At 59.7% G+C, this 23,268-nt stretch carries 24 protein-coding genes and 1 pseudogene; 8 read left to right on the top strand and 17 right to left on the bottom strand.

The features are described 5' to 3' along the window. Positions 1–8 precede the first annotated feature (8 nt). Positions 9–134, top strand: a pseudogene (locus BVK86_RS30115) (DUF3077 domain-containing protein); the annotation flags it as partial. A 61-nt stretch (positions 135–195) separates the two neighbouring features. Here the strand turns inward: BVK86_RS30115 and BVK86_RS11395 are convergent. The 9 genes from BVK86_RS11395 to hmpA form a co-directional block, all read right to left on the bottom strand. Further along, positions 196–510, bottom strand: coding sequence for a helix-turn-helix domain-containing protein (locus tag BVK86_RS11395; RefSeq protein WP_075946541.1), 315 nt, complete (start codon positions 508–510; stop codon positions 196–198). After that, positions 507–851: a PI-PLC domain-containing protein gene (locus BVK86_RS11390; protein WP_075946846.1), complete on the bottom strand. Its 345-nt coding sequence runs from the start codon at positions 849–851 to the stop codon at positions 507–509. Before BVK86_RS11390 ends, BVK86_RS11395 begins: the two co-directional genes overlap by 4 nt. A gap of 137 nt (positions 852–988) precedes the next feature. Next, on the bottom strand, positions 989–1,876 hold the full coding sequence (gene cyoE, locus BVK86_RS11385) for a heme o synthase (protein ID WP_075946540.1): 888 nt from the start codon (positions 1,874–1,876) through the stop codon (positions 989–991). A gap of 10 nt (positions 1,877–1,886) precedes the next feature. Continuing rightward, positions 1,887–2,222: a cytochrome o ubiquinol oxidase subunit IV gene (gene cyoD, locus BVK86_RS11380; protein WP_007916940.1), complete on the bottom strand. Its 336-nt coding sequence runs from the start codon at positions 2,220–2,222 to the stop codon at positions 1,887–1,889. Then, positions 2,222–2,845: a cytochrome o ubiquinol oxidase subunit III gene (locus BVK86_RS11375; protein WP_075946539.1), complete on the bottom strand. Its 624-nt coding sequence runs from the start codon at positions 2,843–2,845 to the stop codon at positions 2,222–2,224. The genes cyoD and BVK86_RS11375 overlap by 1 nt, the downstream gene beginning before the upstream one ends. A 3-nt stretch (positions 2,846–2,848) precedes the next feature. Further along, complete coding sequence (cyoB, locus tag BVK86_RS11370; RefSeq protein ID WP_075946538.1) at positions 2,849–4,879, bottom strand: cytochrome o ubiquinol oxidase subunit I; 2,031 nt, start codon at positions 4,877–4,879, stop codon at positions 2,849–2,851. 3 nt (positions 4,880–4,882) lie between these two features. After that, positions 4,883–5,818, bottom strand: a complete 936-nt coding sequence (cyoA, locus tag BVK86_RS11365) for a ubiquinol oxidase subunit II (RefSeq protein WP_075946537.1) — start codon at positions 5,816–5,818, stop codon at positions 4,883–4,885. Positions 5,819–6,646: 828 nt separating this feature from the next. Continuing rightward, entirely contained in the window at positions 6,647–7,156 is a 510-nt protein-coding gene (locus tag BVK86_RS11355) for a disulfide bond formation protein B (RefSeq protein ID WP_075946536.1), read from the bottom strand. 253 nt (positions 7,157–7,409) lie between these two features. Further along, positions 7,410–8,591: an NO-inducible flavohemoprotein gene (gene hmpA / locus BVK86_RS11350; protein WP_075946535.1), complete on the bottom strand. Its 1,182-nt coding sequence runs from the start codon at positions 8,589–8,591 to the stop codon at positions 7,410–7,412. A gap of 156 nt (positions 8,592–8,747) precedes the next feature. Here hmpA and norR point away from each other — a divergent pair, with 156 nt between their 5' ends. The 5 genes from norR to BVK86_RS11325 all read left to right on the top strand — a co-directional run bounded on the left by norR (position 8,748) and on the right by BVK86_RS11325 (position 13,025). Continuing rightward, positions 8,748–10,298, top strand: coding sequence for a nitric oxide reductase transcriptional regulator NorR (gene norR / locus BVK86_RS11345; RefSeq protein ID WP_075946534.1), 1,551 nt, complete (start codon positions 8,748–8,750; stop codon positions 10,296–10,298). Positions 10,299–10,432: 134 nt separating this feature from the next. Next, the gene (locus tag BVK86_RS11340) at positions 10,433–11,335 is read left to right on the top strand and encodes a chemotaxis protein CheV (RefSeq protein ID WP_075946533.1); all 903 of its coding nucleotides are present in this window, start codon (positions 10,433–10,435) and stop codon (positions 11,333–11,335) included. 3 nt (positions 11,336–11,338) lie between these two features. After that, entirely contained in the window at positions 11,339–11,821 is a 483-nt protein-coding gene (locus BVK86_RS11335) for a GNAT family N-acetyltransferase (RefSeq protein ID WP_075946532.1), read from the top strand. Positions 11,822–11,865: 44 nt separating this feature from the next. Next, a complete protein-coding gene (locus tag BVK86_RS11330) occupies positions 11,866–12,192 on the top strand; it encodes a hypothetical protein (protein ID WP_075946531.1) in 327 nt (108 codons plus the stop codon). An 83-nt stretch (positions 12,193–12,275) separates the two neighbouring features. Further along, positions 12,276–13,025, top strand: coding sequence for a YkgJ family cysteine cluster protein (locus BVK86_RS11325; RefSeq protein ID WP_075946530.1), 750 nt, complete (start codon positions 12,276–12,278; stop codon positions 13,023–13,025). A gap of 139 nt (positions 13,026–13,164) precedes the next feature. Here the strand turns inward: BVK86_RS11325 and BVK86_RS11320 are convergent, their stop codons facing one another. Continuing rightward, the gene (locus BVK86_RS11320) at positions 13,165–13,401 is read right to left on the bottom strand and encodes a hypothetical protein (protein WP_075946529.1); all 237 of its coding nucleotides are present in this window, start codon (positions 13,399–13,401) and stop codon (positions 13,165–13,167) included. 195 nt (positions 13,402–13,596) lie between these two features. On the opposite strand from BVK86_RS11320, the gene BVK86_RS11315 reads away from it, so the two are divergent. Next, the gene (locus tag BVK86_RS11315) at positions 13,597–14,571 is read left to right on the top strand and encodes a 2-hydroxyacid dehydrogenase (protein ID WP_075946528.1); all 975 of its coding nucleotides are present in this window, start codon (positions 13,597–13,599) and stop codon (positions 14,569–14,571) included. 51 nt (positions 14,572–14,622) lie between these two features. Here BVK86_RS11315 and BVK86_RS11310 read toward each other — a convergent pair whose 3' ends face one another. Then, the gene (locus tag BVK86_RS11310; RefSeq protein WP_075946527.1) at positions 14,623–15,525 is read right to left on the bottom strand and encodes a DMT family transporter; all 903 of its coding nucleotides are present in this window, start codon (positions 15,523–15,525) and stop codon (positions 14,623–14,625) included. Between the two features lie 138 nt (positions 15,526–15,663). Between BVK86_RS11310 and BVK86_RS11305 the strand changes: the two genes are divergently transcribed. Continuing rightward, positions 15,664–16,539 carry an AraC family transcriptional regulator gene (locus BVK86_RS11305; RefSeq protein WP_075946526.1) on the top strand — a complete coding sequence of 292 codons (876 nt, stop codon included), beginning with the start codon at positions 15,664–15,666 and terminating at the stop codon, positions 16,537–16,539. A gap of 115 nt (positions 16,540–16,654) precedes the next feature. Here BVK86_RS11305 and BVK86_RS11300 read toward each other — a convergent pair whose 3' ends face one another. The 6 genes from BVK86_RS11300 to BVK86_RS11275 all read right to left on the bottom strand — a co-directional run bounded on the left by BVK86_RS11300 (position 16,655) and on the right by BVK86_RS11275 (position 23,016). Beyond that, a complete protein-coding gene (locus tag BVK86_RS11300) occupies positions 16,655–19,081 on the bottom strand; it encodes a TonB-dependent siderophore receptor (protein ID WP_075946525.1) in 2,427 nt (808 codons plus the stop codon). A 165-nt stretch (positions 19,082–19,246) separates the two neighbouring features. Beyond that, positions 19,247–20,236 carry a FecR family protein gene (locus tag BVK86_RS11295; protein ID WP_075946524.1) on the bottom strand — a complete coding sequence of 330 codons (990 nt, stop codon included), beginning with the start codon at positions 20,234–20,236 and terminating at the stop codon, positions 19,247–19,249. Then, the gene (locus tag BVK86_RS11290; protein WP_075946523.1) at positions 20,233–20,805 is read right to left on the bottom strand and encodes an RNA polymerase sigma factor; all 573 of its coding nucleotides are present in this window, start codon (positions 20,803–20,805) and stop codon (positions 20,233–20,235) included. Before BVK86_RS11290 ends, BVK86_RS11295 begins: the two co-directional genes overlap by 4 nt. Before the next feature lie 4 nt (positions 20,806–20,809). Beyond that, positions 20,810–21,136 carry a DUF3325 domain-containing protein gene (locus BVK86_RS11285; protein ID WP_075946522.1) on the bottom strand — a complete coding sequence of 109 codons (327 nt, stop codon included), beginning with the start codon at positions 21,134–21,136 and terminating at the stop codon, positions 20,810–20,812. Further along, positions 21,137–22,714, bottom strand: a complete 1,578-nt coding sequence (locus BVK86_RS11280) for a PepSY-associated TM helix domain-containing protein (protein WP_075946521.1) — start codon at positions 22,712–22,714, stop codon at positions 21,137–21,139. It abuts the gene before it with no gap. Further along, positions 22,711–23,016 carry a DUF3649 domain-containing protein gene (locus tag BVK86_RS11275; RefSeq protein WP_075946520.1) on the bottom strand — a complete coding sequence of 102 codons (306 nt, stop codon included), beginning with the start codon at positions 23,014–23,016 and terminating at the stop codon, positions 22,711–22,713. The genes BVK86_RS11280 and BVK86_RS11275 overlap by 4 nt, the downstream gene beginning before the upstream one ends. Positions 23,017–23,268 lie beyond the last annotated feature (252 nt).

The raw sequence follows: 23,268 nt of genomic DNA, 5'->3' as shown, positions 1-23,268 counted from the left end.
CCCACAGGATTTGCGGCACCCAATCCGATCCCGGCCAGCACAAGAATTGGACCTCGCATTTTTTGCAGGACATGAGCAAAACCATCATCGACGACGTGGTGAAGGTGCTCGATGCACCGTGTAACAATCGCGCGTGCATGAAAAAGCCCCGCTCTTCTCTCGAAGGCGGGGCTTTTCAGGTGTTCGCTGACTCAATCAAACCACTGCAAGTCGATCCACCATATCCGGGAACTTCTCCACCAGCCTGATTAACAAGGCAGCCTGAGCGTTGGGCTTTGACTTTTCCTGCTCCCAGTTTCTCAAGGTGCTGGGGCTGGTTCGAATACGTTTGGCAAAAACCGCTTGAGACATGTGCAGCTTTTCCCGTAGCGCAACGATTTCTTGCGCCCCTACTTCAGGAGCCGGAATGTCCTCGATGGACGTATTGCGCAGCGTAATTTTGCCTTCGCGTTGAGCCGCCATCTCATCAACGCCCTGCATCAATTCTGCAAACAGGTCGCGTTTTTTCATGCGGTACCTCGTTTTTTTAGCTCTGTTTCTATCGCTTTCTTGAGCGCCTTTTCTTGGTCGGCGGTCAAACTCTGAAGCTCATCCTTGTCATAAATTGCAAACATCCAGAATTGACCATCATTCATAAGCCAATAATAGATAACTCGCAAGCCACCTCGTCTGCCTTTCCCTCGGCGTCCATCCGCCCATCGAAGCTTTCGAAAGCCACCGGTTCGGGGCATAACATCCCCCGCTTGCGGGTTCATCTGCATGTACAACTGCAGGGCACGATACTCATCGTCCGTCAGATAATTTCCAACGGCGGCAGTGAAGGTGGTTGTTTCGAAGAATACGGTTCGCACCGGCAAACTATATGCAAATTGCTTATAGTCGAGCAATCTACAAATCAATTTCCTGACGAACCACCCTAGCGATTAGCCCCCAACAAAAAGCCCCGCTCTTCTCTCGAAGGCGAGGCTTTTCGGTGCAGCTTTGAAGCTTAAGGCGCGTACGTCAGCAACAGTTCGGCCGGCACTTTGAAGTCCAGGGACATCATCACGCTCAACGCGGTAATGGTGAAGATCGAGAACACGAACAGCTTGCGTGCCCAGACCGTGTCATCCACTGCCTTGTAGCCGGTCCAGGCCATGTACAACCAGTACATGCCCATGGCCGCGGCGACGGCGAGGTAGCTCATGCCGGCGTAGCCGCTGAAGGTCAGCATCAAGGTCGCCACGAGGAACGCCAGGATGTAGAGCAGGATGTGCTTCTTGGCCACTTGAATCCCGCGCTTGACTGGCAGCACCGGAATCGATGCGGCCAGGTAATCGTTGAAGCGGAAGATCGCGATGGCGTAGGAATGCGGCATCTGCCACAGGCTGAACATCACCAGCAGGGTCAGTGCGGCCATGTCGAAGGTGTTGCTCACCGCGACATAACCGATCACCGGCGGCATGGCGCCCGACAGACTGCCCACCAGCGTGCCGTGAACCGACTTGCGCTTGAGGTACAGGCTGTAGAAGCCGACGTAGATCACGAAGCCGATCACGGCGAACAAAGCGGCCAACGGGTTGGCCACCTTGTACAACAACGCAACGCCGAGAACACCCAGGACGGTCGCATAGACCAGGGCCAGTTTCAGGGAGATGAGGCCCTGGACCAGCACCCGGTTCTTGGTGCGTTCCATCTTGATGTCGATGTCGCGGTCGATGCAGTTGTTGAACACGCAACCGGAGGCGACGACCAGGGAAGTGCCGATCATGGCAGCCAGAAACACGGCCAGATCGACATGCCCTTTCGAGGCCAGGAAGAACCCGCCTGCCACAGAAAGCACGTTACCGAAAATGATCCCCGGTTTGGTGATTTGGATAAAGTGCTTGAGCGACATCGGGTCTACCTCACTTCGCCATCATGTACGTGTGGATGCTGAACATGATCCACAGCGACAGGCCAACCAGCAGCACGATCACGATGGCCGTAAAGACAAAAGCGATCACGTTGTTACGCTGAGCGATGGAACGGTCCAGGTGCAGGAAGTAATACAGGTGAACGATCACCTGGATCACTGCGAACAGCAGAACGATTGCCAGCGTGGTGGCCTTCGGCAGGCTCGGGTACATCACCAGACCGAACGGGATGACGGTCAGGATCACCGACAGGATGAAGCCGATGGCGTACGACTTTACGCTGCCGTGGCCAGCATCATGGCTGTCATGGGAGTGTGCATTAGCCATTACAGGGTCCCCATCAGATAGACAACGGTGAAGACGCAGATCCAGACCACGTCCAGGAAGTGCCAGAACAGGCTCAGGCAGCTCAGGCGAGTCTTGTTGGTCGACGTCAGGCCCTTTTTCTGCACCTGATACATCATGATCGCCATCCAGATCAAACCGGCGGACACGTGCAGACCGTGAGTACCGACCAGGGTAAAGAACGCGGACAGGAAACCTGAACGGCTAGGGCCGTAGCCTTCGGAGATCAAGAGGTGGAACTCGTTGATCTCCATCGCGATAAAGCCTGCGCCCAACAGGAAGGTCATGCCCAGCCAGGTCAGCACCGCCTTCTTGTTGCCCTTGTACAACGCCAGCATGGCGAAGCCGTAGGTGATCGAACTGAACAGCAGCAGAGCGGTTTCGCCCAGCACGTAGGGCAGTTCGAAGATGTCGTGGCCCGACGGGCCACCCGCTACGTTGTTAACCAGTACCGCGTATACCGCGAAGATCGACGCAAACAGAATGCAGTCGGTCATCAGGTAGAGCCAGAAACCGTATACGGTCATCTCGCCCGAGTCGTGGTGGTGGTCATCGTGCCCATGGTCACCATGGGCGTGTCCAACATTGGTCACTAAGTTCGACATGGTTTAAGCCTGTTCCAACGAGGTTTCAACACGGGTGGCGGTGGCCGGGATTTTCCCTGCCGCAACCAGACGCTTGTGCTGCTCGGCTTCGATGCGCTCGATCGTTTCAACCGGGACCATATAGCCCTGGTCGTCACGTGCAGCGTGGATCGCGAAGTAGACGACAGTGCCTACCAGGCTGGCGATGGCCAGCCACCAGATGTGCCAGATCATGGCAAAACCGAAGACGGTCAACAGCGCGCCCATCACAACGCCAGTGGCGGTGTTGTTCGGCATGTGGATCGGCTCGTACTTGGCCGGACGCTGGTACGCGGTACCGTCTTCCTTGGCTTCGGTGAACGGGTCGATGCAGTCGGCCTTAGGCAGCACAGCGAAGTTGTAGAACGGTGGTGGCGACGAGGTCGACCATTCCAGCGTGTGGGCATTCCACGGATCACCGTGTTCGCACATGTTTTCTGGCTTGTTGCGGTCACGCACACTGACGTACAGCTGGATCAGTTGGCAGGCGATACCGAAGGCGATCATCACCGCACCGAACATGGCGACGTACAGGTACGGCACCCACTCAGGGTTGGTGGTGGCGTTCAGACGACGGGTCATGCCCATGAAGCCCAGTGCATAGAGCGGCATGAAGGCGACGAAGAAGCCCGAGATCCAGAACCAGAACGCTGCTTTACCCCAGCCTTCGTGCAGCTTGAAGCCGAACGCTTTCGGGAAGTAGAAGGCGAAACCTGCGATGTAACCGAATACCGCACCGCCGATGATCACGTTGTGGAAGTGCGCGATCACGAACAGGCTGTTGTGCAGAACGAAGTCAGCACCCGGGATGGCCAGCAGTACGCCGGTCATGCCGCCGATGGCGAAGGTCACCATGAAGCCCAGGGTCCACAGCACCTGGCTGGTGAAACGCAGACGGCCCTGGTAGATGGTGAACAGCCAGTTGAATAGCTTCACACCCGTCGGGATGGAAATCAGCATCGTCGCCAGACCGAAGAAGGCGTTGACGCTCGCACCCGAACCCATGGTGAAGAAGTGGTGCAGCCAAACCATGAAGCCCAGTACCGAGATCGCGCCCGAGGCGTAGATCATCGAGTGGTGACCGAACAGTTTCTTGCCGGTGAAGGCGGAGATGACTTCCGAGAAAATGCCGAATGCCGGCAGGATCAGGATGTACACCTCAGGGTGACCCCACGCCCAGAACAGGTTGACGTACATCATCGGATTGCCACCAAGTTCATTGGTGAAAATGTGGAAATCCATGTAACGGTCAAGCGTCAGCAGTGCCAGGGTGGCGGTCAGGATCGGGAACGAAGCCACGATCAGAACGTTGGCCCAGGTGCAGGTCCAGGTGAAGATCGGCATGTCCATCAGTTTCATGCCAGGGGTACGCATTTTCAGCACGGTAGCGAGGAAGTTGACCCCCGTCAGCGTCGTACCTAACCCGGATAGCTGTAGCGCCCAGATGTAGTAATCCATCCCCACGCCGGGGCTGTATTGCAGGCCCGACAGCGGCGGATAGGCAACCCAACCGGTCTTGGCGAATTCGCCGACGCCCAGGGACAGGTTGATCAGCACGACGCCGGAAACCAGCAGCCAGAAGCTCAGGGAGTTCAGGAACGGGAAGGCAACGTCACGCGCGCCGATCTGCAGCGGCACTGCCAGGTTCATCAGGCCGGTGAAGAATGGCATCGCCATGAAGATGATCATGATCACACCGTGAGCGGTGAAGATCTGGTCATAGTGTTCAGGTGGCAGGTAGCCAGGCGAACCCTCGGTGGCCATGGCCAGCTGGGTACGCATCATGATGGCGTCGGCAAAGCCGCGCAGCAGCATGACCATGGCGACGATGATGTACATCACGCCGATTTTCTTGTGGTCGACCGACGTCAGCCACTCGGTCCACAAGTAGGTCCACTTCTTGAAGTAGGTGATTGCAGCGAACAGTGCCAGACCACCGAGCGCGATCATGGCGATGGTCACCATTACGATCGGCTCGTGGAACGGGACCGCTTCCCAACTTAATTTACCAAACATCGTTTACTCCTCTGCCCCGGCAGCTGAATGCGAGTTCATGTCCGTAGCGGCCACTTCTTTCTCTTTCTTCTCGTGCTTCACCTTAGGGCCCGGTTTCATGCCTTCGTACTTGTCGACGATGGTCTGGAACAGGTTCGGCGTCACCGAGGAGTAGAGCTCGACTGGGTTGTTCTGGCTCTGCTTGGAAAGGGCTGCGTATTCAGCTTGTTCAAGCTGTTTAGGTGCCTTTTTGACTTCACTTACCCAGGCGTCGAAATCTTCCTGGGAAGTTGCGATAGCCTTGAATTTCATACCGGTGAAACCGGCACCGCTGTAGTTGGCGGAGATGCCTTCCATTTCAGCGTTGCGGTCAGCGATCAGGTGCAGCTTGGTCTGCATGCCCGCCATCGCGTAGATCTGGCCGCCCAGGCCCGGGATGAAGAACGAGTTCATCACAGCGTCAGAGGTGATCTTGAAGTTGATTGGCGTGTGTGCCGGGAACACGATCTTGTTGACCGTGGCAATGCCTTGTTCCGGGTAGATGAACAGCCACTTCCAGTCCAGCGCGACCACTTCGATGGTCACCGGCTTCACGTCGGATTCGATCGGACGATACGGGTCCAGCTCGTGGGTCGACTTGTAGGTGATGTAACCCAGGGCAATGATGATCAACACCGGAACAGTCCACACCGCGATCTCGATCTTGGTGGAGTGGTTCCACTTGGGCGTGTAGGTCGCCTTGGTGTTGGATGCGCGGTATTTCCAGGCGAACAGGAAGGTCATGACGATGACCGGAACCACGACCAACAGCATCAGCAGCGTTGCGGTGATGATCAGGTTTTTCTGTTCCAGGCCAACCTGGCCCGTGGGATTGAGCAAGGTCATGTTGCAGCCTCCCAGCAACAACGTGCCGAGCAGCGGCAATAAGCCTAGTAGTCTGGGGTACCTGTTTTTACTCATCTCACGACCTCTAAAGCAGCTTGCGCAATGCAGTTGGGTTTTGATCGCCAACACTTCACCCTGCCAAGGGTTGGCATTTTCTTTGGATTGAATAAGGGCTGCCCGTCGAGCGTCAGACGCGTTTCGACAAATCCTGGGCCAGCGGTGAGTTCTTATTCGAATTCGTGGTCAAAGGCCTTGTTACAGACCAATTCCATTTGGTGCGGATAGTTGGAGGCACCGACACCTGGGAGTCGCATGAAGCCGCCCGGCCTCTCGACACCCTGATTCTGCTCAAACACTTTTAAGGGTGAGCAGCGCCGGGAATTCAGTGCGGGCGATTGTAGTTATGTAGCGTTTTTTAAACCATGTCTCATCCCGAAATAATTTATATCCCGAGTCGCAACAATGCTTCGCCGAATACGTAAAAGCGGCGCATCTTATCGAAATTAATTCTCAACAAAAACACCAAAAAATGTAGGTCTACCACACCCATTTCAGACAGTATCAATGCCTCGGCGACGACACTCCACCTGGCCCCAGCCCCCATCTGACAAGGGCTCCGGCAAATCGCCAGACCGTGTTAAAACTGCCTGTTTCAGACAGGTAACGGGCCAAGTCGACATCCCGCGAAACAGTCCGATTTCATTGCAACATCGCGTGCCAATCCGCTGCCTTGAGCGCTGCTGCGCCACTCAAGATGTGACAACATGTCGCACACATGTCGCACCTCTTATTGCCGCGCGTCAGGGTCTTTTTCGCGGACCTTTGAAAACACAAAAACGCCCCGGCCCTCTCTGTGAGGACCGGGGCGTTTTTTTGTTCTACAAAACCATGGGATGGAGAATCTCAGTGCAGCGCTTTGCGGTTACGGATGGTCAGCAGCGGCACCAGAATCACTACCAGCACAAAGGCCACCAAGGCCCACTGCGCCAGCGACAAACCGAGAATCGGCGGGTATGGCGTGGAGCAGAAACCATCGACCTGGAAGCCCAGCGGGAAGATCTTCGCCAGCGGCAAACCGTCCACAATCGGTTGCAGCACATCAATGCCACAGCTGACGGCCGGGTAGAACTGCGTATAGACGTGATGCCCCGCCACACCGACGCCGGCAAGTGCGCAAATCACCACCAGGGTCTCAAAAATCGTGATGCTGCGACGGTTGCGCATGGCCGCGCCGATAAAGGCGAAAATCGCGATCAACAGCAACGCATAACGCTGCAGGATGCACAGCGGGCATGGCGCCTCGCCCAGTACGATCTGCATGTACAGCGCGCCGCCGATCAACGCCAGGCAGATGATGCCCAGCAACACCAGAAAGCGCCGTTCACGGCCCAACCGCATTGTTTCCTCGCTCATCGCGTTTCCCTTCAAGGTATCGAATGCCCGCCAGTCTACACGCTGGGCGCGTGCCGGGGGATGTCGGGGGAATAGACGATAAGCGGGTTAAGAAGGGATTAACTTTTGAAGGTTTCAAGAAATGAAACCGAGGTGAAGCAATCGCGAGCAAGCTCGCTTCCCCAGGGTTGCTTGCGGCGCGGCCCCGGGGGAAGCGAGCTTGCTCGCGATAAAGGTGCCGCGCAGAGCCGTGACGCTCTGCGCGGCAAACCGGTTACTCCAGCGCCGAAGCCGGGCCAAAGAACTCGTAACGGCTTTGCTTCTCCGGCACACCCAAGGCTTTGAGGTGACGCTTGATCGCCGCCATGAAGCCTTTCGGCCCGAGGAAATAAGCATCCACGTCGCGCTCTTGCGGCAGCCATTCGCCCAGTTGCTCCAGGCTCAACAGTCCGACCTTGTGCGCCGCCGGGCTCACGCCGTCATCTTCGGCATAGCAGTAGAAGCGTTTGAGCTGCGGATGACGCTCGGCCAATCCATCGATCCAGTCGCGGAAGGCGTGAACGCTGCCGTTGCGCGCGCAGTGGATGAAGTGCACCGGCCGCTCGGTCTGCAGCGCCGCTTCGAGCATCGCCAGGGTCGGGGTGATGCCTACACCGCCACTGATCAGCACCAACGGTTTGTCACTGGCGGTCAGGGTGAACTCGCCCGATGGCGGGAACAGATCGATGGTCGAGCCCACGTGCAATTGATCATGCAGGAAGTTGGAGGCGCGACCACCGGCCTCGCGCTTGACGCTGATGCGGTACTGGCCTTTGTTTGCCAAGGCCGACAGCGAGTAGTTGCGACGGATTTCTTCGCCATCAAGGATCAATTTCATGCCGATGTACTGACCCGGTTCGGCGGCCAGAATCAAACCTTTGTCTACCGGTTCGAAGTAGAACGAGGTGATTTCCGCGCTTTCTTCGATCTTGGCCGCGACAATGAACTCCCGCGCCCCGCGCCAGCCGCCCGGCGCCTGTTCTTTCTGGTCATAGATGCTGGTTTCAGCGCCGATCAGGATGTCCGCCAGCTGACCGTAAGCCGCGCCCCAGGCAGCGATCACTTCCGGCGTGGCGATTTCTTCGCCGAGCACTTCGGCGATTGCCTGCAACAGGCAGGTGCCTACAATCGGGTAGTGTTCCGGGAGAATCTGCAGGGCCACGTGCTTGTTGATGATCTTCGCCACCAGGTCACCCAACTGGTCGAGCTGGTCGATATGGCGTGCGTACATCAACACCCCGTTGGCCAGTGCGCGAGGCTGGTCACCCGTGGCCTGGTGGGCCTGGTTGAACAACGGGCGGACTTGCGGATACTCGGACAGCATCTTGCGATAGAAGTGGGTAATCAGGGCTTCGCCACCGCTTTCCAGCAGCGGCACAGTGGATTTAACGATGGCACGGTCTTGAACGCTAAGCATAAAGTGACTCCTGAGCAACGAGGGTTTCTTAACTGTTGCCCTATGCTTATCAGGTTCCGTGCCAACAATTAAAACCTTATAAATCAACACTTTAAGAAATTGATAGTCATAACGACACAGCTTGACCTATAGTCACACCGACTACATGGAGTCACTATGACTGCAAAATCATTGCTTACCGCCCTATTGCCCCTGGTTTCGGACCTGTCCCGCGAACTGCCGGAAGGCGAGCGCTATCGACGCCTGCTCGAAGCCATGCGCGCCCTCCTGCCCTGCGATGCCGCTGCCTTGTTGCGCCTCGATGGCGAATGGCTGGTGCCGCTGGCCGTCGACGGCCTGAGCACCGATACCCTCGGCCGACGCTTCAAGGTCAGCGAACACCCGCGCTTCGAAGCGCTGCTCAGCAACCCCGGCCCCACCCGCTTTGCCGCCGACAGCGACATGCCCGATCCGTACGACGGCTTGGTCGATGGCCTCGATGAACATCTGGAAGTCCACGATTGCATGGGATGCCCGTTGCTGATCGACGAGCGCCCATGGGGTTTGCTGACCCTCGACGCCCTCGATCCGGAGCAATTCGAACCGATCGAACTGGACGCCCTCGAAGCATTCGCCAGCCTCGCCGCCGCGACGGTCAACGCCGTAGAGCGCATCGAACGCCTGAACAATCGTGTCGAAGATGAACACCAGCGCGCCGAGGTCTATCGCCAGGCCAGCGGCCAGCAGAACCGCGAAATGATTGGCCAGAGCAAAGCGCTCAAACGGCTGGTGGAGGAAATCAATCTGGTGGGCGGCAGCGACCTGACGGTGCTGATCACCGGGGAAACCGGGGTCGGCAAGGAGCTGGTGGCACAGGCCATCCATGCCGCCTCCCCGCGCGCCGACAAGCCGATCATCAGCCTCAACTGCGCCGCGCTGCCCGATACGCTGGTGGAAAGTGAATTGTTCGGCCACGTGCGCGGCGCCTTCACCGGAGCGATGAATGATCGAAGGGGCAAATTCGAGCTGGCCAACGGCGGCACGTTGTTTCTCGATGAAGTCGGTGAGCTGTCGTTAACGGTTCAGGCCAAACTGCTGCGTGTGTTGCAAAGCGGCCAGTTGCAGCGCTTGGGCTCGGACAAGGAACATCAGGTCGACGTACGACTGATCGCTGCGACCAACCGCGACCTGGCCGAGGAAGTGCGCAGCGGCCGCTATCGCGCCGACTTCTATCACCGCCTCAGTGTTTATCCTTTATTAGTGCCAGCGTTGCGTGACCGGGGCCGCGATGTGCTGCTGCTCAGCGGTTACTTTCTGGAGCAGAACCGTTCGCGCATGGGCCTCAACAGCCTGCGCCTCAATAGCGACGCCCAAGCCGCGTTGCTCGCCTACGACTGGCCCGGCAACGTGCGCGAGCTGGAACATCTGATCGGCCGCAGCGCGTTGAAGGCCCTGGGTAACTGCAAGGAGCGGCCGAAGATTCTCAGCCTGAGCGCAGCTGATCTGGACCTGCCCAACGGCAGCATCGAAGCCCCGACCGAGCAAACAGCCGCCGCCGCGATGGCCTTGGTGACGGGTGATTTGCGCGAGGCGACAGAGAATTATCAGCGGCAGTTGATCGGCGCGTGCCTTGAGCGTCACAACAACAATTGGGCAAGTGCCGCCCGTGAGCTAGGGCTGGATCGGGCGAATCTTGGGCGCATGGCCAAAAGGTTGGGCATGAAGTAACCCCGCTGTGGCGCTCCATTGACTGGCAGCCGGTAATTAACCTAAAGCCTGTGCCCGACAAGTCGATAACCCGGCATCGATAGCTGTTGGCGATCCCCGCGATCGCCCGCCACCTTTTTCCACAGAAGGTTTTTATGTCCTCCACCAAAGCCCGCGCAGACTCACTTTCGCTTCTGCTGTTTACCTTGCGCAGCGGCAAGTTGATGGCGATCAACCTGCTCAAAGTCAGCGAGATCATCCCCTGCCCAGCGCTAACCAAGCTGCCGGAGTCGCACCCGCACGTGAAGGGTATCGCCACCTTGCGCGGTGCATCGCTGTCGGTGATCGACCTCAGCCGTGCCATCGGCGAACGTCCGCTGAACGATCCGAACGGCGGTTGCCTGATCGTCACCGATGTCAGCCGCTCCAAGCAGGGCCTGCACGTTCAGGCGGTGAGCAAGATCGTCCACTGCCTGACCACCGACATCCGCCCGCCGCCCTTCGGCTCTGGCGGCGGGCGCTCGTACATCACCGGGGTGACCTCGGTCGACGGCACGCTGGTGCAGGTGCTGGACATCGAAAAAGTCATCCACGGCATCGCCCCGGTGCAGATCGAACAGGCGCCGACCGAGCTCAGCATGGAAGACGCCGAAATATTGGGCAGCGCGCGGATTCTGGTGGTCGATGACAGCCAGGTCGCCTTGCAGCAATCGGTGCACACCCTGCGCAACCTCGGCTTGCAATGCCACACCGCACGCAGCGCCAAGGAAGCCATCGATTGCCTGCTGGACCTGCAAGGCACCGCGCAGCAGATCAACCTGATTGTCTCCGACATCGAAATGTCCGAGATGGACGGCTACGCCTTCACCCGCACCCTGCGCGAAACCCCGGACTTCGCGCACCTCTACGTGCTGCTGCACACCTCGCTGGACAGCGCGATGAACAGCGAAAAGGCGCGACTGGCCGGAGCGAACGCAGTGCTGACCAAGTTCTCTTCGCCGGAACTGACCAAGTGCCTGATCGACGCGGCCAAGGCTGTGGCCGAACAGGGTCACTGAGTCATGGCCGAGGACTATTGCTGGTTGATGCGGCGCGACCTCGCGGAGGTTGTGCCTGTGTTCGACTGGCCGAGCGGCATTCAATTGATCGAGTATTGCCCCGAGCTCGGCGAAGCGGTCCATCGCTTGATGGAGTTGGGCTACCGCGACGGTGGCGGTCGGGTGCCGGCGCTGAAACGCTGGCAGCAACGGTTTGAAACCGATCCAGAATACGATCCCGCCCTGTGCTTCGTCGCCCTGGATGCCGAAGGCGTGGTTGGCGTGTGCCAGTGCTGGACCAGTGCTTACATCAAGAACCTGGTGGTGCATCCACGGGCTCGAGGCCAAGGCCTGGGGCGCGCGTTGTTGATGCAGGCCTTCACCGTGTTTCAGCAGCGGCGAGAAGGTTTTGTGGATTTGAAGGTGCTGGAGGACAACCTGCGGGCTCGACGCTTGTACGAAAGTATCGGAATGTGTGAGGTGCACCGGGAACCAGTGCCGGTCTGACAGACTCACACCTTGGCCCTCACCTGCCCAAGGATTTGCGAACCATGAAAGCCGCCACCCTGATCACCCTCTGCCTCACCGCCCTCACCTCCCAGGCCTACGCTTCCAGCCCTGACGCCTGGGCCGCCTACGACAAAACCGTGCTCGCCAGCTGCACCAAGGCCAGTGGCCTGAAAGAAGCCAAACCCGTCGGCAACGCCGCGCAATTCGATGATCGGGTGGGCTACACCGCGCTTCTGCTGCAAGGCCAGTACCCGCAAAAACACATGAAAGGCGCACAAGGCACCGAGCTGTGCCTGTACAACAAGAAAAGCAAAACCGCCTACGTCACCGAGTGGGACTCCATCCGCCCGGCGGCCAAGGCGCAGTGAGTGGCGCATAACTTGCTTCGATAGCGGTTTGTACGGCGGCATTCTGTCGCCGATTCATACCCTCGGATGCGACTGACCGCTCAATGAATACGACGTTTTCCTGCGTAGGCTGCGGCAAATGCTGCAATGACCATCATGTGTCCCTGACCTTGCCTGAGGCCCGCATGTGGGCAGCCGATGGTGGCCAAGTCATCGTGCTGGTCGAGGCCTTCCTGAACAACGGCCTGGGCTTGCCGGTGCAACAGCGTGAACACGCTGAACGCCGCTCGGCCCTGGTTCGCAGCGCCGAGGCCGATGCCTATGTCGCGATCACCTTCGCGGCCTACAACGTCGGCCCCTGCCGGAATCTTGACGAAGACAACCGCTGCCGCATCTATGAGCGTCGGCCCCTGGTGTGTCGCATTTATCCGATGGAAATCAATCCGCACATAGCGCTCAACACGGGATTGAAGGAATGCCCGCCCGAGTCCTGGGAAAAAGGCCCGGACCTGATAGTCGGCGGTGAACTCGCCGACCGGGAACTGTCGGAGCTGATCATGCGTTCCCGCCAGGCCGATCGCGATGACATCCACATGAAGGACGCGATTTGCGCGTTACTGGGGTTTCGAACCACCGCGCTGAAAGGTGACGGATTCACCGCTTATCTGCCGGACATGAATGAATTCGCAACGATCATCGACGAACTGACCGGGCAGACACTGCCAGAGTGGAGCAGCGAGTGGCAGTTCCATGTCTCGGGAGAAGAGATTGCCGGGCAGGTTGTTGCGGCCGGAGCGCAGGTGGCGACAGATGCGCAGACGAACTATGCGTTTATTTCATTGCGGGCGGCTTGAACCAAAACTTCTGCGCCAATGATGGCCTCATCGCGAGCAAGCTCCCACAGGGTGACGCGTTCTTTCATGAGAATGCGATCACATGTGGCAGCGAGATTGCTCGCGATGGCGGCAGATTGAGCGATGCAAGTCCTGGCGCTTAACGCTTACCCATCGAACGCCGAGTCCCCGGAGGCGCCATGCCTGGGGTCTTGGTGTGGCCGTTCTTGGCGCCGTTCTTGTACCACGGCTGGCTGGAGCCCTTGGCGGACGTCAGTTCACCCGGCTTGAACGGGAACTTGAACGCCGGGATTTCGGCTTTGGTTTCGCTGTCGGTGCCGGTGTCGATGCTGTCGCTCGGGACGTCGTCGACCGGCGGTTGTTTCGGGGAAGTCATGAAAGCTCCGGGGTGCTGCGCATAGTGTCGGGCCCGGTCAGCGAGCCGCGAAAGGCGCCAGTATAACGGAAGGGCCGCTACAAGCTTCAAGCCGTGAGTCATCAGTTAAAAACAACCGCGGCGCCTTTTGGACTTGCGGCTGAACAGCTGAAACTTGTAGCTTGCTAAGCATTCCCGCCCGACGAGCCCGCCTCCATGAAAAAAACCGTCCTCGCCTTCAGCCGCGTCACGCCTGAGATGGTCGAACGCCTGCAACAAGATTTCGATATCATCGTGCCGAACCCGAAAAACGGCGACATCAATGCCCAGTTCAACGAAGCCCTGCCCCACGCCCATGGCCTGATCGGCGTCGGTCGCAAACTCGGGCGCGCGCAACTGGAGAGCGCCGCCAAACTGGAAGTGGTGTCCAGCGTCTCGGTGGGCTACGACAACTATGATGTGGCGTACCTGAGCGAACGCGGGATCATGCTGACCAACACCCCGGACGTGCTCACCGAAAGCACTGCCGACCTGGCCTTCGCCCTGCTGATGAGCAGCGCCCGCCGCGTTGCCGAACTGGACGCCTGGACCAAGGCTGGCCAATGGCAGGCCACCGTCGGCGCGCAGCTGTTCGGTTGCGATGTGCATGGCAAGACCCTGGGCATCGTCGGCATGGGCAACATCGGCGCCGCTATCGCCCGCCGCGGTCGTCTGGGCTTCAACATGCCGATCCTCTATAGCGGCAACAGCCGCAAGACCGCGCTGGAACAGGAACTCGGCGCGCAGTTCCGCAGCCTGGATCAGCTGCTGGCCGAAGCCGACTTCGTGTGCTTGGTGGTGCCGCTGAGCGAAAAAACCAAACACCTGATCAGCCATCGCGAACTGGCGCTGATGAAGCCAAACGCCATTCTGGTAAACATTTCCCGTGGTCCGGTGGTGGACGAGCCAGCGCTGATCGAAGCGCTGCAAACCAACCGCATTCGTGGCGCCGGGCTGGATGTCTACGAAAAAGAACCGCTGGCCGAGTCGCCGCTGTTCCAGCTGAAAAACGCGGTGACCTTGCCGCACATCGGCTCCGCCACGCACGAGACTCGCGAAGCGATGGCCAATCGCGCCCTGGCCAACCTGCGCAGTGCCCTGCTCGGTGAACGACCGCAGGACCTGGTGAACCCGCAAGTCTGGAAGGGCTAAAGCAAAACGGGCAGGCGCCAGGCACGCCTGCCCGTCAATCCTCCGGTGCCCTCACGCCAACTTGCCAGTGCCCTGCATCACGGGTGCCTTGGGTTTACGGAACACCAGCACGTTCCCCAGCATCACCATCACCAGCCCGGCGAGTGCCGGCGCGGTCCACTGGTAGCCTTCGGCAAACGCCGAGACATTCAGCGCCACCACCGGGAACAGCACGGTGCAATAAGCCGCACGTTCCGGCCCCATGCGGCCGACCAGCGTCAGGTACGCGGTAAAACCGATCACCGAGCCTGGTATCACCAGATACAGCAACGAACCGACGTAGCGCGCACTCCATTCCATATCGAACGGAATGCCTTTGACCAGGCACCACACCGACAACATCGCCGCGCCGTATGCCATGCCCCAGGCATTGGTGGTCAATGGCTTGAGCCCGGCTTTCTGTTGCAGGCTCGAGAGCATGTTGCCCGCGGAAAAACACAAGGTGCCGAGCAGCGCCAGGCCCAACCCGAGCAAAGTTTCCGGGCTGGCGGTGTGGCCCGCGAGTTCCGGCCAGAACAACAGGCCCAGCCCGAGCAACCCCAACGCACCGCCCATCAGCACATTGCGGGCGATTTTCTGGCCGAAGAACACCCGCGCATTGAGGGCGTTCCACAGGGTCGCGGTGGAAAACACCACGGCCACCAGACCGCTGGGAATCCACTGGCTCGCCGTCAGGAAGCACATGAAGTTGATGCAAAACAGGCACAGCCCCTGCGCCAGACAGATCAGATGTCCACGGCGGTTCATCACCTGCAGCTTGCGGCTGAGCAACAACATGATGAACAGCACCAGCGCGGCGAGGCCGAAGCGATAGACGATCGACACGGGAATCGCCACCACGCCCAGCTGCCATTTCAGGGCAATCCAGGTGGTCCCCCAGATCAGCACGGTCAACAGGTATAACGACAGGTTCATGGCACAGGCTCCTCGATAGGTGCCCAGTGTCCTGCGCGGCGCCTTGGCGCACTTGCATAAACTTGCGCTTTTGTCAGATGCCAGGCTGGCAGGCGCACGTCTACAGAGTAGGATGCAAGGCGTTAGAGAGAACCGATCATGGCCGCACTGGATACCCTGCAAGTCTTTCAAGCCCTCAACCGCTCGCCGAATGCTCGCCTTGAGCACAGCGCCGAGCTCGGTGACGGCTTGTCCGCCGCCTTGTGGCGCAATCACCACGATGCCCAGGATTACGAAGCGCCGAGTCATCACACGCTGTCGTGCTACATCGCTGGCGGCACCGGCACCTTCCGCCGCGACCAGCCCGGCAACAAGGGCGGCCCGGACAAGTTGTGCATCCTGCCCGCCGACCATCAGTCAGGCTGGGTGATCAATGGCGACATTCGCCTGGCCCACCTGTATTTCAGCCCCGAACAATTTGCCCTGGGTTGCGTGACCCTGCTTGACCGTGAGCCACGGGAGTTGCAGCTGCGCGAGCAGACATTTCTCGATGACCCGCAGCAGGCCGTGCGTTTTCGCCAGTTGATCACCCTCAACTGGGACGAACCGGGCGAACGCCTGCTCACCAGCAGCCTGGCCCACGAGATTCTCGGCCATGCCTTGCTCAGCCAGGTCAGTGCGCGCTCAGGGTTACGTCTCAAAGGTGGTTTGGCGGCTCATCAGCGGCGACTGTTGGTGGAGTACATCGACAGTCACCTGGACCAGGCCATCAGCCTGGGACAACTGGCAGCGTTGTGCGCGTTGTCGGAATACCACTTTGCGCGGATGTTCCGCGAAAGCTTCGGTCTGCCACCGCATCAATATGTATTGGCGCGACGCCTGCACCGGGCGCGGGAGTTGTTGCGTTCGACTTCGCAGCCGCTGGGCGAGATTGCGCTGGCCTGCGGATTTGCCAGTGCCAGTCACTTTACCAATCGTTTTCGGCAGGCATTGGGCGCGGCGCCAGGCGAATACCGGCAGGCGTTTTTGCGCTGACTGTGCCGCCGTCATCGCGAGCAGGCTCGCTCCCCCAGGGACCGCGTCCTTTCATGAGAAGGAGATCAACTGTGGGAGCTGGCTTGCCACCGATGAACGATGACACGGTGGCCGATCAGAACTCCAAAGTGCTCGACAACGTCACCTGCCGCGAATCCCCCATCGACACAAAGAACCGGCTCGCCGACGAGGTGTAGTACGTGCGGTCGAACAGGTTCTTCACGTTGAGCTGAAACTTGACCTTCTGCCCATCAAGCCGGGTGTCGTAGGTGGCGAACGCATCGGCGACGGTGTAGCTCGGCAACTCGAAATCATTCACGGCGTTGCCTGCCCGCTCCCCGACATAACGCGCGCCCGCGCCGACCCGCAGCTGATCGCCGCCAATGATCCGCCCGAAATCGTAGACCGCTGACAGCGAGCCACTGTTCCTGGCCACGTTTTGCAGTTTCTTGCCTTTGTAGTCCGGGTCTTCGGTCACTTCGGCGTCGGTGTAGGCGTAGCTGCCGATCATGCTCCAGCGGTCGCTCAACTGACCGCTCAAATCCACTTCCAGACCACGGGAACGTACCTCACCCGCGGCGCTGTAGAGCGTCACCGGGCCTTCGGCATTAGCGACCAGCACGTTACGTTTCTTGATGTCGAACAGGGCGATGTTGCCGGTGACGCGCCCGGGCATGTCGAGCCGGGCGCCGACCTCCCAGGATTTCGCTTCTTCCGGCGCGATGCTGCCATCGAGCACGGTGCTGCTGCCGCTCAGCGGGGCGATGGTCGAATTGGGTTTGAACGATTCGGTGTAGCTGCCGTAGAACGACAGCTCATCGGTGTAGCGATAAACGAGGCCGGCGCGCGGCACCCATTTCTGCCCGTTGCTGTCGGTATTGGCCTTGAACGGCACACCTTTGCCAGCGTACTGGTCGTACTCCTGGAAACGCCCGCCAGCCACCAGAATCCATTGATCGGTGAGGTGAATCGAGTCCTGTAAAAACACCGAATCGCTGCGCAGGATATCGGTCTGGGCACTGTCGGCCGGGCTGACCGTGGTGCCTTCGACTTCACGACCGTACACCGGGTTGAGGTAGCTGAAGGTGGTCAGGCTTTTCTGCCGAATCAGGTCGGCACGGTAGATTTTGCGGTACTCGTCATCGATGCCGAACACCAGGTCATGGCGCATGCCCGCGACATCAACGTTGCCCTCAAGGCTTGCCGTGGTGAAGCGGTCGGTACTGAGCGCATTCTGCGTGCCGTCCATGCTGCGGGTCAGCGTGCCTTTGTTGGTGTCGATAGCGGTGACGCGCACCTGGCTGGCGTCGTAGGTTTCACGGTTCCAGCTGTAGCCGAAGTGGGCCTTCCAGTTGTCATTGAGCTCGTGATCGGCCTCGAAGTGATAAAGGTCCGAGCGCCCTTCCATGTCATTGAACGGTTCGTCGAGACGGCGATCACGGGGGATGTCCAGCGGGTGGTTATCACGCGGGTCGATCACCGTGCCACGGTCGAACGGGGAGAGGAATTCCCGGTGTTCGTAGGCGAACAACAGCTGGGTGCTTTCACCGAACCAGGCCAGCGATGGCGCGACCAGAGTCTCGCGATGCACGCCGTAATTACGCCAGTAATCTTCGTCCTCGTGGTCCAGCACCATGCGATAGGCCAGCCCGGTCTCACCCAACGCACCCGTGCTGTCGAACGTGCCGCCGCTGCCATTCCTGCCTTCGCCATAGGTCGAGCCACGCAAGGTCAGTGCGTTGTATTGCTCAAGCTCCGGCTTCTTGCTGACCATGTTGACCACGCCCCCCGGGTCTTGAATGCCGTAGAGCAACGAGGCCGGTCCCTTGAGCACTTCGACCCGGTCCACCGTGGCGTTCATGCCACGGCCCTGCACGATCGGCATGCCGTCGCGCATGATCGAACCGTTGCGGTTGTCGCCGAAGCCGCGGGTCATCACCGAATCCTGGGTACTGCCCAGCGTGTTGCCCTGGGTGATGCCGCTGACATTGGCCAGCGCATCATCCAGATTGCGCGGTGCCTGATCGCGAATGACCTGGGCTGCGACCACGTTGACGGTCTGCGGAATTTCCTGAAGTGGCGCCGAAGTACGCATCACCGAACTGACAGGGGGCGGCTGGTAGCTGGTGGACGGGTCCATCACCGACGTGATGGTGGTGGCGCCCAGATTCAGCGCGCCTTCGGTAGGCAGCGATTCCAGGGCCATGGTATGGCCGTCGGTGCGCCGGAAGGTGAAGCCCGATCCGCTGAGCAATTGCTGCAGGGCCTGTTCGGCGCTCATTTGACCACTGACGGCCGGGGCATTGAGGCGGTAAGGTGCTTCATCGGTATAGACGACACTGATGCCTGTCACCCGGCTGAAATCGCTCAGGGCCTGGGGCAACGGTTTGGCGGCCAGGGAAAAGTTGAACTGCGTCTGTTGCTGCGCACCGGCCTGCGCGGCCACCGCCACACTCAGCGGCAGCAAGGTCAACGCCGAGAAACCCAGCGCCGTAACACCCAACCATTGTTTGACCGAACCCGATTTTGCCCTGGACTTCATGACTCGTGACCTGTGTAGAACCGCAACGGATGCGAATGACTCGCAGTTTCAGTCACTACACGAATGGCGTTCGGTTTTACCTCAGCAGAAAGTTGAAAATATTTTCAGATGCTCGCTGTTCGCTCCCCTGAGGGAGCGAGCCTGCTCGCGATGGGGACATTTGCCTCAGCGCAAAATAATCAGATGCCCCAAGATTTGATGCTGCTCAAACCCTAAAACGCCCTGCAAGGAATTCAGCACCGCTTGCGGATCCTCGCTCGGAAAGCTGCCACTGACCCGCCGCTTGGCCAGTTCATCGTCAAGCAGCACGATCCGCCCCGGGTAATAACGGCGTAAATCCTCCACCACATCGGCCAGCGTTGCCTTGTAGTAATTGAGCCAACCCTGACGCCAGGCCAACTGCGCTTCACTGTCCACCGCGTGGCGTTTTTCCGCCGAGCCATTGCCGTACGCTACTTGCTGGCCCGCCGTGAGAATGTGCTGCGCGGCGTTTTTGTCCGCGGTCACACCCACCCGCCCGGACAACACGGTGACCTGCGCGCCATGGGGTAGCAGGCGTACTTCAAACTGCGTGCCCAAGACCCTTGCCTGGCCCTTTTCGGCATCGACCACAAACGGTTCGCCAGTGTGAGTGACCCGGAAGAAACCGGCTCCTCGCCGCACCTGCACATGGCGTTCACCGCCACTGAAATCCACGGCGATGGCGCTGTCGGCATCCAGGGTGACTTGCGATTGATCGGCCAGGGTGACGGTACGGATTTCTCCCGGAGCCGAGACATAATCAGCCCCCAGATCATCGACCCAGCGCGACGGCTGCCACCCACTGCCGAGGCTGATCATCAGCAACAGGCAAGCCGCCATCGCCAGCGCACCGGACCAACGCCGTACATTGCTGCGCCGCGAACGGTTAATGGCATTGAGATAACCCTGCAGGGCAAAGGCGTCTTCATCGGCCAGGGTGCGCGCCGGCACTTCACTCAATTCCCACAGCACTTGCGCACGGGCATAGGCTTCGCCGTGCGCGGGGTCAGCTTTCAGCCATTGGCTGAAAGTGGCCTGGTCGCCACTGCTCGGCTGGTCGTGCAACACGCTCAGCCAGGCCAGCGCTTGCTGTTCCTGGGCAGGCGTCGGCAAGGTGCATTCGATGGTTTTCACAGTGCTTTCCCTGGCGTGCGCGGTTCGGGCTCCCGCAGGCTTGCCTTGCAAGCCTCGAGCGCGCGCATCATATGTTTTTCCACCGCACTTTGGGACAAGCCCATGGCCTTGGCGATCTCGGCGTATTTGCGGCCATGAATGCGATTGAGCAAAAAGATCTGCCGCGTACGCTCGGGCAACGCACGCAACGCCGCTTCGACATGGCGCAAATCATTGCCCGCCTCCAGCGCGGCTTGCGGTTCGCCACCCACACTGTCCGACGGTTGCGCCATCAAGCCTTCGCTGGCACGCACCCGTGTGCCTTCACTGCGCAAATGGTCGATGGCAATGTTGCCCGCGCATCGAAGCAGATAGGTGCTCAATTCCTCGACCTGCACCAACGGCCGGCGCCAGAAACGCAAGAACAAGTCCTGCACCAAATCAGCCGCAGTCGCCCGGCAACCGACGCGACGGCTGACCAGCGCCTCCATTTGCGAACGTTGCGACAGGAACACCTGAAGAAAATGTGCGCGATCGCCGGGCTGTCCATCGCGCTCGATTTCACCAGGTTCGGGAGGATGGCTGATCATCGATTCACCGCTGCACGAACACGATAATCGGGCAGGCCAGCAGGCCCGCTCCGGCCAGGGCCAGGGCCAGGCGCGGGCGATACGGCATCAGCAAGACCAGCAGCAAGGCACTGAGCATCAACACCGCAAACCAATCCACCAACCCCAGCGCCCAGCCGGTCGTCGACACCGCCGCCCACAGCGATACGGCCAGCAATACCCATCCCGCACGCCTCCACCGACGACGCATGACCCGCGTCGGCATGCGCCCCAGCAATTGGGCGTGGTGACGATCCATGGACAAACAAAGCGCGATAAAACCGCCGTAACACAGCAAGCAGGCCAGCAACATTCAGGTCGCCTCTGGCTCAAGGGTGATCGACTGGGCACGCAGGCCCACGCGTTCGGTCTTCCCGGCCCGCTGCATTTTCCAGGCGGCCCAGGCGAGAAAAAGCCCGCTGACCAGGCAAGCCAAATCGAAACCGGCCATGGCCCAATCACCTTCTTTCAGTGAGGCGCCCAAGTGATACGGCGTGGCCAGTGCATTGAGCAGTGGCACGGCGCCAAACAGCAGCGCGGCCAGCGCCAACTGCTCGACCCACGCCACGCGACCCCGGCGAACCATGGCATGCAGCAGGCTAAGCCCCCAAACGATGAAGAAGCTGTTGACCTCCCAACCGGCACGCTCGGCCATGCCGATCGGCAACAAACGGTTGGCCCAGAAGAACGCCGCCACCGACACGACCAAGCCCGATATGCTGGCAATATTCAGCACTTCCACCAGCCGCAGCTCGAAGGGCATCACGCCGCTCCTGGCATGTTTGAGTTGGCGTTTGCCGAGCCAGATCACCAGCCCGGTGCCGATCATCGCCGTGCTTGCCAGCCCACAGACAAAGTACAGCCAGCGCAACAACGGGCCGGCAAAATGGCCCATGTGCAAACCGTAGAAGGTACCGGCAATGGCCATTGGCAGCGATTGCGCCGGCGTCGCGGCGAGCAGTTGCCCGGTCACGCCGTTGAACGTCACGGCGCTGCCGAAGTCGTGAACCACGCGGTCTGCACCGCTGCGAGCCAACACCACCGTGGCGTTCGCATCACCCGGATTATTTACCGTCAAACGCCCGACCTGCCCACCCGACCATTGCTCCCGGGCTTTTTCCAGCATCGGCGCCAACGGCGGCAACGCTGCAGGTTGCCCTGTGGCATTCAAGGTATTGGTCGCCGGAAAGACGTCACTGAAAAAAGCTCTGGTATCGCCGTTGTAGGCGGCCAGGATGCTCGCCGGCATGACCATGCTCATGAAAATCACCAGGCTGCTGTAGGTGATCATCAAGTGAAACGGCAACACCAGCACAGCCAAAGCGTTATGCCCGTCGAGCCAGGAGCGCTGGCCTTTGCGCGGGCGGAAGGTGAAAAAGTCCTTGAAGATTTTCTTGTGGGTGATGATCCCGCTGATCAACCCGACGAACATCACCATGGCCGCGAGGGTCGACAGCCAACGCCCCCACGGATAGGGCATTTGCAGCTGGAAGTGGAAACGGTAGAAAAACTCGCCGCCCAGGGTGTCCCGGGCCTGCACTTCACGGCCGGTTTGCGGATCGAGCAGTTTTGCCGTGAGTTGACCGCGTTCACCGGGTTTGGCCGGCGCCTGCTGCCAACGCACCGACAGTGCGGGCTCGCGGGCGTTGGGCAATTCGATGATCCAGCGGGAAGCGCCGGGAGCCTGTCGCTGCAGGTACGCCTGCGCCAGGCTCAGACTCGATTCGGAGGACACCGAGCGCGCGGGAATTTCCGGCTGCATCCAGTGGCTGGTCTCGTCCTTGAAATAAGCGAGCGTGCCAGTGAGAAAAATCGCAAACAACAACCAGCCGAAAATCAAACCAGCCCAGGTGTGCAACCAGGCCATCGCCTGACGAAAACCCTCTTTCATGACCGCTCCATCCAGTAAGCCAGCGCCGCCAACGCCGCCAGCGGCAGGCTCGACAGGATCAATCCGGACCAGGCCCGCCACGCGGTTCGACAGGCAAAGCACCAGATCACCGCCAGCAGATAGACCAGGAACGAACTGGTCATCCCGGTCACGACCGCCTCGGCCCGTGCCATGGGCACCCACAGCGTGAGGCAGACACTGGCCAGTGCCGTGACCCCATAACCGCCGAACACAGCGGCAAGCACTCGCGAAGTGACCGCCAGTCGATAGGAAACGGGGAGTGTCTTGCTGTTGGCTTTCATGTTGCGACCTTGGGAACAGGTGAGGCGGCGTGAATGTCACGAAGCCAGCAAGGCGCAATACTAATGATAAAGATTCTTATACGCAAAAGAAGTGAAGCAATGCTCACTTGATAGGGTGAACCCTGAATCGAGTAGGAGGCGGATTTACATCCGCCGTCCTCTCACACCACCGTACGTACGGATCCGTATACGGCGGTTCAAGCTATGCGATTAAACCGAGTTATCGTATCCAGTATTGAGACCAGTCCAAGC

Source organism: Pseudomonas reinekei (assembly GCF_001945365.1).
Taxonomy (GTDB): domain Bacteria; phylum Pseudomonadota; class Gammaproteobacteria; order Pseudomonadales; family Pseudomonadaceae; genus Aquipseudomonas; species Aquipseudomonas reinekei.
The sequence above is the reverse complement of the archived record's forward strand: the minus strand, read 5'-3'. Positions and strand labels throughout refer to the sequence as shown.